The organism is Collinsella aerofaciens, from assembly GCF_040915425.1.
GTDB lineage: Bacteria > Actinomycetota > Coriobacteriia > Coriobacteriales > Coriobacteriaceae > Collinsella > Collinsella aerofaciens_BW.
In genome coordinates this window covers 1-11,180 of the sequence record NZ_JBCPDN010000002.1, presented here as the reverse complement: position 1 = coordinate 11,180, position 11,180 = coordinate 1, and the positions used below count along the sequence as shown (strand labels likewise).

Genomic DNA, 11,180 nt, shown 5'->3' with positions numbered 1-11,180 from the left:
GATGCTCGGCGCCTACCTGCTGAGCTCGGGCGTGTACGACAAGTACTACTACGCTGCGCAAAAGGCCCGCACGCTCATCACACAGGACTACGACGCCGCGTATGCCAAGGTAGACACCATCCTTATGCCTGCCTCGCCGCGCACGGCTTTTAAGTTTGGCGAGATCAGCGATCCTACGCAGATGTACCTCTCCGACCTGTACACCATTTCGCTCAACATCTGCGGCAACGGTGGTATCTCGGTGCCGCTGGGCCTGGGCGAGGATACTCATCTGCCCGTTTCTGCCCAGCTGGTGGGACCTGCCTTTAAGGACCGTCAGCTGCTCACGTTTGCCCGCGCCCTGGAGCGCGGCTTTGCCGATGCCGCCACGGGCGCGCCCGCGCTTTCCGTCGCGCCCGATTTTGCCGGGAAGGGAGGCGAGCTGTAATGAAGGAGCTTTCCGAGGTCCTGCAGGATTGGGAGGCCGTGATCGGCCTGGAGATCCATACCGAGCTCACCGCACTCGATACCAAGATGTTCTGCAACTGCAAGCTCAGCCACGATGACGAGCCCAACGCCAACGTGTGCCCGGTGTGTCTGGGCCTGCCCGGCGCCCTGCCGGTGCCCAACAAGCGCGCCATCGAGAGCATCGTCAAGGCCGGTCTCGCCACCAACTGCGAGATCCAGCGCCACTCGATGTTCTACCGTAAGCATTACTTCTATCCCGATATGGCCAAGAACTTCCAGACCACGCAGGGTCCGGTCGCCTTTGCCATGTACGGTCACCTGGACCTGGACGTGACCGGTCGCGGTGCCGCCGAGCGCCCCGACTGCGCGTTTGGCGAGGCCGAGGCCCAGAGTCTGGCGAGCGCCTCGGCCAACGCCGAGGGCCTGTCCACGTCCATGACGTCGACCATGCGCGAGGGCAACCAGCGCGCCGGTCACCTGGCCAGCTACGATGCGTCCAACCTGCAGATGCCCGAGCGCCGCGAGGACGGTTCCTACACGGTGCCCATCCGCATCCTGCGCATCCACATGGAGGAGGACGCCGCCAAGATGGTCCACGTGGGCGGCGCCGAGGGCCGCATTACCGCCGCGGCCGAGTCGCTCGTCGACTACAACCGCTGCGGCACGCCTTTGATTGAGCTCGTCACCGAGCCCGACTTGCGTACGCCCGAGGAGGCTCGCCTGTTTATGGAGAAGCTCCGTCGCATCTTTGTGACGCTGGGCATTTCCGACTGCTCCATGGAGAAGGGTTCCATGCGCTGCGACGGCAACGTGTCGCTGCGCCGCCGCGGCGAGACCAAACTGGGCACCAAGACCGAGCTCAAGAACCTCAACTCGTTTAAGAGCCTGCATGACGGCCTTGCCTACGAGATCTGCCGCCAGGCCGAGGTGCTCGAGGAGGGCGGCATCATCTATCAGGAGACCCGCCACTGGGAGCCCAGCCGCAAGCGCACCGTGGTCATGCGTGTGAAGGAGACGGCCGACGACTATCGCCTGTTCCCCGATCCCGACCTAGCGCCGTTCGATCTGGACGACGAGTTCATCGACCGCTGCCGAGGCGAGATTCCCGAGCTGCCCGACGCCAAGCGTGCCCGTTTTGAGGCCGACTTTGGCATTAAGACGGCTGACGCCGAGCAAATCGCCGGCGACCCCGAGTTTGCCGACTTCTTTGAGGCCGCTGCTGCCGGTATGGCCGGCAAGGAGGCCCAGACGGTCGCAAACCTGCTGGTGAACGAGATGATCGCCTACCTTAAGGGTGCAGGCGTTTCACTAGCCGAGTCCGGCATTGCGCCGGCTCAGGTGGCAGCCCTTGCCAAGCTGCTGGCGACCGATGCCATCAGCTCCAACCAGGCGCACGAGGTCTTTGAGGCCATGGCCCAGACCGGCGACGACCCCAACAAGATTGTCGACGAGCGCGGTATGCGTCAGGTGAGCGATGCCGGCGCACTGCAGCCGATCGTGGACGAGGTGCTGGCGAACTGTGCCGATCAGGCGCAGCAGTATCGTGACGGTAACCAAAAGGTCATCGGCTTTTTGGTGGGCCAGTGCATGAAGGCGAGTCGCGGCAAGGGCAACCCGAAGCTCTTCAACGAGTTGCTGAGAACGTCGCTCTCGTAAGCGGGAACCGAGGGGCCGGGCGCAGGGCCTTGCCTCTCAATTTCGGACAGTCCTGACTCACGACGGAGGCGCCACTGGCGCCTCCTGTTCGTGCGGAACTCATTGAGAGGCAAGGCCCTGCGCCCGGCCCCTCGGTTCCGTGACGACTCGGCCGTTCGGGTCAGGTGGGGCTGAATGGAATTTGGTGAATGAGGGCGCCGTTGGTGCCCTCATTTTTTGTGGATGTGGCGCAGGGGCGGTCCCTTGGTCACATCGCGCCCCATAGTTTCCAAAAAGTTAACCTTTGTTGAACTTGATAGTTAGATAAACTAAACTATTTTCTAAAAGTGTGCTCGAGCAAACTTGTTTACTCGGGTGCTGAGGCACCGTGCCGCGTCCAATGCGGCAAAAGGGAGAAGCAACATGAAGAAGTCGACGTTCAATACCCTGCTTGTCGGTGGCGGTTTTCTGCTTGGCACGGCCGGCATCAAGCTGCTCACCAGCGCTCCGGTAAAGAATGCCTGCGTGCAGGGCATCGCGTGCGGTATGCGCGTCAAGAACTGCTACCAGGACATGGTCGAGCAGGCCAAGGCCAATGTCGATGACATGGTTGCCGAGGCTGCCTACATCACCCAGAGCGAGGCCGCTGCTGACGAGGCAGCCGAGTAACGCGCCCAGGCACAAACTATGAGATTCTCGATTATTAGCGAGATCCCCGGCAGGACCCGTCTTCAATTGGCGGGTCCTGTGCCAGAGAGCGATCTCGATGCACTTCTTAAGCTTGGTGGCGACATTGACGGCGTGCACAAGGTGCGCGTGTATGGCCGCATTGGCCAGATGGCGCTCGAATATGACGAGCGGTGTCGTGCGGGCGTGCTCGACGCCTTGGGTGCGCTCGATGCCCAGGCCATTGCCGACGCAAAGACGGGTTACGTGATGCAGCTTGAGCCACGCAAGCACAAGCTCGTCATGGATCTTGCCACACTTATCGGCGCCCACTACGCGCGCCGCTGGTTCTTGCCGACGCCTCTGCGTGCAGTGTTTGTCGTGGCCGGTTACATGGCATTTTTGCGCGCTGCCCTTCATGAGCTGGCGCAGCCGCGCCTGACCGTTCCCGTGCTCGACGCTTCGGCTATCGGCATCTCGTTCGTCAAGCGTGATGTCGACACCGCGGGCCAGACAATGTTCCTGCTCAACGTGGGCGAGCTGCTCGAGGACTACACCCGCGCCATGAGCGAAAACGAGCTCATCAACTCGCTGCTCGATGTGCCCGACAAGGCGCAAAAGGTCGTCGGCGACACCGAGGTAAGTGTTGCCGCCACCGAGCTTGAGCCCGGCGACCTGGTCGCCGTGCGCACTGGCATGTCCATTTGCATCGACGGTGTTGTCGAGCAGGGGAGCGCTATGGTCAACCAGGCGACCCTGACCGGCGAGCCGCTGGCCGTCGAGCGCAGCGTGGGCGACGATGTGTTTGCCGGTACCGTCGTGGAAGACGGCGGCATCTTGGTGCGCGTGCGCGCCAATACGGCGCAAACCAAACTGCGCTCAATCGTCTCGCTCGTGCAGACAGCCGACTCGCTCAAGTCCGAAGGCCAGTCGCATATGGAGGACCTTGCCAACAAGATCGTCCCGTGGAACTTCCTGCTCGCGGGCCTGGTCGCGCTCACCACGCGCAGCCTCATCAAGACCTCAGCGGCACTGATGGTCGACTACTCGTGCGCACTCAAGCTCACGGGTTCCGTTGCCGTCATGACTGCCATGAGCGATGCTGCCAAGATGGGCGTCATGGTCAAGGGCGCCAAGTATTTTGAGTCGTTTGCCAAGGCCGACACCATTGTGTTTGATAAGACCGGCACGCTCACCGAGGCCCAGCCGCGCCTAGCTTGCGTGCTCACCACCGATGGCTGGAGCGAGGACGAGATCCTGCGCCTTTCCGCTTGCCTAGAGGAGCATTTTCCGCATCCGGTGGCGCGCGCCGTGGTCAATGCGGCACGCGAGCGCGGGCTCGAGCACCGCGAACGTCACGCTGCTGTCGAGTATATTGTGGCGCACGGCATCGCTTCGTCCATCGAGGGACGTCGCGCCATCATCGGCTCCGCTCACTTTGTATTTGAGGACGAGGGCGCGCAGCTCGAGTCCGACATTAAGGAGCAGATCGAGTCCCAGATGCAGGGCCTGTCGCCGCTGTATCTGGCGGTCGATGGCAAGGTCGTCGGCGTGCTCGGTATCGAGGATCCGCTCAAGCCTGGGGTCCGTGAGGCCATCGCCGACCTGCATGCGCTGGGCGTCAAGCATGTCGTTATGCTCACGGGCGATTCGGAGCGCACCGCCGCACGCATTGCTCGCGAAGCAGGTGTCGACGAGTTTAAGGCCGAGCTGCTGCCCGAGGACAAGTACGCCTATGTGGAGCGGATTAAGCGCGAGGGGCGCCACGCTGCCATGGTGGGCGACGGCGTCAACGACTCACCGGCGCTGGGTCTGGCCGATGTGGGTCTGGCCATGGGCGGTGGAAGCGACATCGCCAAGGAGGTCGCCGATATCATCCTGACCGATACAGATCTGGCCGCAATCGTGCGCCTGCGCCGCATGAGTCAGGGGCTTATCGACCGTCTGTCGAGTTCGTATTCCAAGGTGATGCTCACCAACTCGGCGCTGTTGGCATTGGGTATTACCGGCATGATCACTCCGCAGACGTCGTCACTGCTGCACAACGGCTCAACGATCGCCTACAGCTTGGGCAACGCGAAGGCGTACCTGCGTTAGCGTTTTCGATTGAGTATATGGCCTGCATTCGGGCGGCACCGCAGCCGCCAGGGTGCAGGCCTTCTTTTGTTTGACGAGATGTTAGCTCAGATATATGCTCATGCTAGCACGGCTAGCAAACGCTGAAGGTGAGGTTGAGATGGCTACCGTTGGCAGCATGGCGCAGGTGAATGTTCGCGTGGATCGCTCGGTTAAAGAGCGTGCCGAGGAGGCGCTGCGACTATCGGGTGGAACGCTGCCCGACCTTATTAAAAAAGTCGTGGCCAAGGTTGCGCAGGGTGGCGGGCAGTGCGAGGAAGTGCTTGCGGCCGTCGACGACCGGCAGCAGGCCGTCGCGCCCGATACTCCGTTCGCCGCGTCGTGGGCAGCGGCAGACCGGCTTTATGCAGATATGGGCATCGCTGCGTCGCCTGTATCCGACGATCGCGATTGGGACACAATCTATTCCGAAGCCATGGATGAGCATTATCGCCAAAAGGGGATGATCCAGTGAGTGGGGCGCCTCTCAAGATCATGGTAGACGCCAACGTATGGGTTGATTCGTTTTGCGTCGACCATGCCGAGTCGCTTGCCGCGCGTGCGTTTATTGGGCAGGCGACGGAGACGGGGGCGTTGCTGTTCTTCCCGGTGCATATCGCTAAGGACGTACTGTACGTTGTCCAACACGAGCTGAAGCGAAGCGTTCTTGCCAGTGGGGGAGCACTCGACGAGGCATCTGCCCGCGCGATTGGCGATGCGGCGCTGGCGTTCGTTCGGAATATGACCGAAAACGCTATGGCCGTGGGCGCTGATGCATCCGATCTGTGGCTAGCCGACAAATATCTGACGCTCCATCGCGATTACGAGGACAACTTGGTACTCGCCGCATGCAAGCGCGTACAGGTCGATTATTTGGTAACTAACGATCGCAAGCTGCTCGAACATGCCGATCTTGCAGCAAAGACACCTCGTCAAATGATGCCGATTCTGGCCTTGGCCGAACGCGGCGGCGCGGCCATCGGTTGACGCGAACTGTTTGCGGGCCTCTTGGACGACGATGCGCCAAGGGGCCCGCGTCTGCTATTTACAAAAGCTCGGCCTTAATGGTGGGACTTTCTGCGAGCTGCTCGGCTGCCTTTTCGTCGGAATCGTTTAGCGCTGCCAGGCTGCGGTAGACCCACTCGTTGACCTGGGTGTTCTTGACGCCTGCGGTTTGCATAAGGGCGCCTACCTCGCGGATTGCTGCGAACAGATCGGCTTTGGGACCCGCGAGCTCGACCTCGATGCCGTGGTAGGCGGTCACGCCGCGGTTTTCGCTCACGTGGTCGATAAAGCCCTTGACGGTCTCAAGCTGCTGGGCGAGAGCTGCATCATCGTCAGCGTCCAGCGCGACGAGTGCGTTCGATACCGTGAGGGCGGGATGTCCGCAGGGGACAAAGCCTTCGATGACATCCATAGCTTCGGTAATGGTTGAGCCCAGGCCTGCTAGGGCATTGACGAGCTGCTGCTTGGTATCCATAACGGTCCTTTCGACGGGTCAATTTTGCTTGGCGAAAATATACGTGACGTGTTCGGTAGCAAAAGTGCGAAGTGTGGCACACATTGGGGTCTTCACAGCTCGTGCATAGAACAGCTGTCCGCTTTCAGAACGTGGTAAGATAACACTCCACAAGCGGGGCTCGCCCCGCATGTTCCTTGAAAAGTCGACGGGTGTTGGATACTCGTGCCCAATCCCATCCAGACTTTCCCGACATTCGGGGGCGACTGGTTTCGACACGATAGCTCTGAGAGAGGAAGCAAGCCGAGGTCTCCTCGCCTCGTTAAACAGGGGTACCGTCAAATTGAATTGACAACAACTCTTCTTTTGAGCCTATGGCTCTCGCTGCTTAATTTATAGCGGCGCGTCAACCCGGTGATTTCCCCGACACCGGCGCGACGTCATTTTTGGGGAATGCTCCTGCGCACGTAATCGGTATGGCGCAGGCTAAGACCGAACCGGTTAGGACGCCGCGAGCGTGTCGCTGCGCGCAAAGCGTCCGAGACTAAACCAGCGACTGAGCTTGGAGATGCCAATCAGGGGGTTTTCGTGGACCGGAGTTCGATTCTCCGCGCCTCCACCAACTGTTCAGTAGGCGAACACATACGCGTGTTCGTCGTCAGGCGGGCGTTCGTGTTGCTCGTCAGATAGAAAGAAGCCGCTCCATACGGGGCGGCTTCTTTGCGTTCTAGGCCTGCGGCATGATCTCCTGCTCGCCGTCCTCGTCCATGTACGGCATGAGGAACACGCCGCCCTGCTCGGTGGTAAGCAGCAGGTACTCGCGGTTGTGCTCGTCGCACACGATTTCCTGGCCGATGCCCTCGGGCAGGTCGTATATGGGGCCGTCCGTGCGGGCTGGCCTCACGGTCACGTCCTGCGCTCCCATGGCCTGCGACGCGCAGCTGGCTGCGGCCAGGACGATGAACAGCAGGACGACCGCCGCGAGGATGGGGCCGCGCCCGCCGTTGCGCTCCTCGTCTGCGGGGCTCGGGTACGGCATAGCCTATCCCACCTTCACCAGGTAGTCGTCGGCCTCTGGCTTGCCCGTGGCCTTGCCCACGGCGATGTAGCGCGTTGCGCCGCTGTAGCCCGTGTATCGGCCCCACACGTAGCCGTCGGCGATCTTGTACCAGTTATCCAGCGTCACGGTCTCGCCGCTGGAATAGTGCGCCACCTCGGTGCCGCCCAGGCCGGGGGCGTCGCGCACGCGCAGGTAGTCCACAGTGCAGCGGTAGGTGCCGCCGAAGTTCTCGGTCGTTTCCTGCTGCGCAGGCTGCGGCTGCGGGACGGCTGCGGGGGCGCTTCCAGCAGTGATGCCGAAGCATTCCAGGTAGATGCGCGCCAGCTCGTCCAGGTTGCCGTTGAACTTCTCGCGGTCGCCGTCGTTGTCGATGAAGCCGTTCTCGCACAGGCGGTAGTTGATGCCGCGCGCGGCGGCTCGGTTCGGGTTCGCGAGGTCGGAACGTCGCACCAGCTTCTCGGAGCGCCCGGGCATGAACGCCGCCAGCTTGTCGGCCAGCGCATTGTCGTACTCGTCAGGCTCAAAGCCCTCCTTGATGATGACGTGCGCGCCGTGGGCCGTGGCGATGCCGCTGGCGTCCATGTGCAGCTCCACCACTGGCGCGTCGGTGCTCAGGCGGTTGATGCCGCCGTCGGCGTACCAGTTGCGGGACATGTCACCCAGCTCGACCTCGGAGCCGCCGAGCTCCTTGATGCGCTTGCCGAGGGCTCGGACTCGCTCCGCCTCGGTGTAGCCGCCGGCGCAGCAGCCGGGGTCGCCAGCGCCGTGGCCGCAGATGATGAACAGTTTAGCCATTGCCTACTCCTTCCCGCCTACGGTCACACCCAACAGGGCATCGAGCCACTTGGATGTGATGCCCACCGACTTGAACAGCGTGTAGGCCGCCTGCACGCCGCCTACCACGGCGAAGGCGCACGTGACCCATGCGCCCGGGTCTGCGGGCACGCCGCCCACGAAGCCGGTCACGACGCCCGCCAGGAGCGAGCAGCCCAGCGCCAGGATGCGCGCGGCCTTGCCAGTCATGGCCTCGGTCTTGATCAGCTGCACCGCGAACGGCACGGCGAAAGACAGCACGATGGCTGCGATTGCTTGCATTTCTGTCATTTCGGATTCCTTTCTATCGAGCCGATTCCTTGTAGAGCAGGTCAACGCGGTCGGCGATGTGGTCGACCTTCGCCGCCATGCCCTGGCTGCGCGCCTGGCTGTTCGCCAGGTCGGCGTGCAGCACCTCGTTGGAGGTCACGACGGACTCCATGAGCGCCTTCATAGCCTCCATCAGCGCGTTGCTGCGCTCCATCTGCGCGGCGATGCGGCCCTCCATCTGGCTGCGCTCGCGGTCGCGCTGCGCCCGCTCGTTCACCTCGTCCTGCTTTCGCTCTTCGCGCTTGAGGTCGATGTTCGCCTTGCGCTCGTTCTGGGCCTTGAACTCTTCGAGGAACTGCTTGCCGAAGTACAGGACCACTAGGACGAGCAGCGCGCCGAAAAGCGACCCGGGGCCGTACGGCGCGAAGATTTCCAGCACGTCGGTCATTCGTTTTCTCACCTCCTCGAATCGCTGCCGCGATTGTCCGCGAGGTGTCGCCGGGCAAAAGAAAAGCGCCCCCGAAGGGGCGCTCGCTACTCCTGCGGCGCTTCCGGCTGGTCGGGCTCCATGGCTTCCAGCTCGTTGATGCGGTCGCGCCACGTCTGGCGCTGCGAGATGATCTCGGCCACCTCCTTGGCAGCTGCGGCGATGGCCGAGAGCAGGTCGGTGATGGACGATGCGGAGAAGATGCGCTCCACCGCCTTCATGACCTTGTAGTCGCTCTGCTCAAGCTGCTGTTTGTAGCCGTTGATCTCCCCGGCGATTTCCTGTTCTGTCATGGGTCGCTCCTTCCGTTGCTAGGGTAGGGGCATGTTCCCATCCGTGTCGCCTCCAGGTTTGGATTGCATTGAGCAACCCCCCCCCGCGGGATTTCCGAACAGGCTGCGGTACAGCGCGTCCATGGCCCGCACGCTGCGGTGCGCGTCCAGCCGCTTCATGCCGCCGCGCCAGCTCTGGTAGCTCTGCTCCACCTGCTCGGGGGTCATGACGCCATCGGCGACCATGCGGGCCATCTTCTTGAGCTTGCGGCGCTCCCGCGTTATGGAGTCTCGGCACGGCTTCACGACTATGCGGCCCGTCTCCGTGTAGAAGATGCGCTTCTTCAGCCACGTGAAGCCGCGCGACAGCTTCACCACGCGCGTCTTGCGCGGGTTCAGCTCTATGCCCAGCTCGGCGCACTTGCGCCCTATGAGCAGCAGGCACACCTGCAGGTAGTCCTTGGACTCGTGTATCAGGTAGAAGTCGTCCATGTAGCGCCCGTAAGACTCGGGGCGCAGCATCTCGGTCACATAGTGGTCGATGCGGTTGGGGTGGGCCACGGCGCATATCTGGTTCGGCTCGCTGCCCAGCCCCAGGCCCACATCGCCCTGCGCGTCTATCAGGCGGTGCTCCAAGGCGACCACGCGCGGATCTAGCAGCGCGGAGGCCACCTGGTCTTTGACGGGTTGGTGCGCTATGCGCGCGAAGTAGTCGGAGAAGTCGCCCAGGAGGATGTAGCCCTCGCGGCCGTGCCGCCTCCAGTGGTCGGCCAGGTGGCGCTTGAGCAGCTTCAGGGCGTAGTCGGTGCCGCGCCCCTTTATGTTCGCGGAGTTGGCGGCTATGAGGGTGGGCACGATCGCGGGCACGAGCGCGTTTTGTGCCAGGGACTTCTGCACCACGCGCTCGGGGAAGTGTACGGCGCTGATATGGCGCAGCTTTCCTCGCTCCCACAGGTCGAACCGTATGAAGCCCCGGCATATGTCGCGCCCCTCCAAAAGGTCGCGGCGGGACAGGACGGCGTTGCGCAGGTAGCTTCTCATGTACCTCTGCGTGGACGACTTCCACATGACGCCCCGCGCGGCCTGCTTTGAAGCCTTGCACAGGCTGTTGAGGTCGGCCACGGTATCAAGCGTGCACGCCTTGACGCGCTCGGCCTTGGCCTGCGCGCGCTTCTCCTCGCGGCGCTTGCGGCGCGCCGCCCGCCTTTGCTCGGAGTTCACAGGAGGCACCCCGCGCGGCTTGCAATGTGGCTCTGGCAGCCGCTTGAGGTATGGCCATGAAACGCGGCGAAGCCACGGAGCGCCGCGCCATGCAAGCAGCGTCCGGCCACCCTCGCGGGGTGCGTATTTACGGGCGCATGCCCGACGGTCGCGCCTTCCTTCCTCTTCGCGCTCTGCTTTCGGCTCTGGGGCCTACTCGGTCTGGCAATAAGGGAATCCGGGGCGGGGGCGAACCCAGACGTTCGTCGCCGAGTTGTAGTTGGCATTGCCGTTGTTGTTGACGCAGCACACGTTGGACGAGGAGCCCGACGCAACGGAACGCAACCACCAATTGTACCGATAAACAAGGCGCGACCGCCGCCCATTATAGCGAACGCAGGCGCTCTAGCTCGGCCTCGGCCTCGGCTATGCGCTCCTCGGTGGACTTCTTGCCCGTCACGCGCACGTTCTTGCGTGCGCCCTTCAGCAGCCTGATCTCCTCCTCGACCATGGCCGCCAGCCCCTCGAAGCGGTTGGCGTTCACGGGCAGGCCGATATCCATGAGGCACTGCATGTCCAGCATAAGCTGCTCGCAGTCCGCTATGGCCAGCGTCAGGTAGCGTTTCCTCTCCAGCGCGTTGAACGAGCTGTTGGGATAGAAGCAGTCGGCGCGGTTGACGTTGTACACGATGCTGCGCGCCGTCTCCACGGTCGGCACCGCGTTCAGCAGCCTGTAGGCCTTGGGCACTACCGAGG

Annotated in this window: 14 protein-coding genes, 1 other RNA gene and 1 pseudogene; 7 read left to right on the top strand and 9 right to left on the bottom strand. The window is 62.7% G+C overall.

The window, feature by feature from the left end; genetic code table 11:
- The 6 genes from AB5164_RS00435 to AB5164_RS00410 all read left to right on the top strand — a co-directional run.
- Positions 1 to 427 (top strand): amidase family protein (locus AB5164_RS00435; RefSeq protein WP_368147717.1); only part of this gene is annotated, 427 nt, incomplete at its 5' end.
- On the top strand, positions 427 to 2,103 hold the full coding sequence (gene gatB, locus AB5164_RS00430; protein WP_368142552.1) for an Asp-tRNA(Asn)/Glu-tRNA(Gln) amidotransferase subunit GatB: 1,677 nt from the start codon (positions 427 to 429) through the stop codon (positions 2,101 to 2,103). The genes AB5164_RS00435 and gatB, both read left to right, overlap by 1 nt.
- A 402-nt stretch (positions 2,104 to 2,505) precedes the next feature.
- The gene (locus AB5164_RS00425; protein ID WP_022094642.1) at positions 2,506 to 2,751 is read left to right on the top strand and encodes a DUF6110 family protein; all 246 of its coding nucleotides are present in this window, start codon (positions 2,506 to 2,508) and stop codon (positions 2,749 to 2,751) included.
- A 78-nt stretch (positions 2,752 to 2,829) separates the two neighbouring features.
- Positions 2,830 to 4,845, top strand: a complete 2,016-nt coding sequence (locus AB5164_RS00420) for a heavy metal translocating P-type ATPase (RefSeq protein WP_368142553.1) — start codon at positions 2,830 to 2,832, stop codon at positions 4,843 to 4,845.
- A gap of 139 nt (positions 4,846 to 4,984) precedes the next feature.
- Positions 4,985 to 5,338 carry a hypothetical protein gene (locus tag AB5164_RS00415; RefSeq protein WP_368142554.1) on the top strand — a complete coding sequence of 118 codons (354 nt, stop codon included), beginning with the start codon at positions 4,985 to 4,987 and terminating at the stop codon, positions 5,336 to 5,338.
- Positions 5,335 to 5,850, top strand: a complete 516-nt coding sequence (locus AB5164_RS00410; protein WP_368142555.1) for a type II toxin-antitoxin system VapC family toxin — start codon at positions 5,335 to 5,337, stop codon at positions 5,848 to 5,850. The genes AB5164_RS00415 and AB5164_RS00410 overlap by 4 nt, the downstream gene beginning before the upstream one ends.
- 58 nt (positions 5,851 to 5,908) lie before the next feature.
- Here AB5164_RS00410 and AB5164_RS00405 read toward each other — a convergent pair whose 3' ends face one another.
- A complete protein-coding gene (locus tag AB5164_RS00405; RefSeq protein WP_152067369.1) occupies positions 5,909 to 6,343 on the bottom strand; it encodes a hypothetical protein in 435 nt (144 codons plus the stop codon).
- Positions 6,344 to 6,580: 237 nt separating this feature from the next.
- Here AB5164_RS00405 and ssrA point away from each other — a divergent pair.
- Positions 6,581 to 6,944, top strand: a transfer-messenger RNA (tmRNA) gene (ssrA, locus tag AB5164_RS00400).
- Positions 6,945 to 7,049: 105 nt separating this feature from the next.
- Here the strand turns inward: ssrA and AB5164_RS00395 are convergent.
- The 8 genes and pseudogenes from AB5164_RS00395 to AB5164_RS00360 all read right to left on the bottom strand — a co-directional run.
- The gene (locus tag AB5164_RS00395; RefSeq protein WP_368147716.1) at positions 7,050 to 7,361 is read right to left on the bottom strand and encodes a hypothetical protein; all 312 of its coding nucleotides are present in this window, start codon (positions 7,359 to 7,361) and stop codon (positions 7,050 to 7,052) included.
- Positions 7,362 to 7,364: 3 nt separating this feature from the next.
- Positions 7,365 to 8,177 carry an N-acetylmuramoyl-L-alanine amidase gene (locus AB5164_RS00390; RefSeq protein WP_368143332.1) on the bottom strand — a complete coding sequence of 271 codons (813 nt, stop codon included), beginning with the start codon at positions 8,175 to 8,177 and terminating at the stop codon, positions 7,365 to 7,367.
- A 3-nt stretch (positions 8,178 to 8,180) separates the two neighbouring features.
- Positions 8,181 to 8,486, bottom strand: coding sequence for a hypothetical protein (locus tag AB5164_RS00385; protein ID WP_117637892.1), 306 nt, complete (start codon positions 8,484 to 8,486; stop codon positions 8,181 to 8,183).
- Positions 8,487 to 8,499: 13 nt separating this feature from the next.
- The gene (locus AB5164_RS00380) at positions 8,500 to 8,913 is read right to left on the bottom strand and encodes a hypothetical protein (RefSeq protein ID WP_117765361.1); all 414 of its coding nucleotides are present in this window, start codon (positions 8,911 to 8,913) and stop codon (positions 8,500 to 8,502) included.
- 86 nt (positions 8,914 to 8,999) lie between these two features.
- Positions 9,000 to 9,245, bottom strand: coding sequence for a hypothetical protein (locus AB5164_RS00375; RefSeq protein ID WP_117637890.1), 246 nt, complete (start codon positions 9,243 to 9,245; stop codon positions 9,000 to 9,002).
- A gap of 18 nt (positions 9,246 to 9,263) precedes the next feature.
- Entirely contained in the window at positions 9,264 to 10,445 is a 1,182-nt protein-coding gene (locus AB5164_RS00370; RefSeq protein WP_368147715.1) for an RNA-directed DNA polymerase, read from the bottom strand.
- Positions 10,446 to 10,637: 192 nt separating this feature from the next.
- Positions 10,638 to 10,778: pseudogene (locus AB5164_RS00365) on the bottom strand (DUF6273 domain-containing protein); the annotation flags it as partial.
- Between the two features lie 31 nt (positions 10,779 to 10,809).
- Positions 10,810 to 11,180 (bottom strand): hypothetical protein (locus tag AB5164_RS00360; RefSeq protein ID WP_368147714.1); only part of this gene is annotated, 371 nt, incomplete at its 5' end.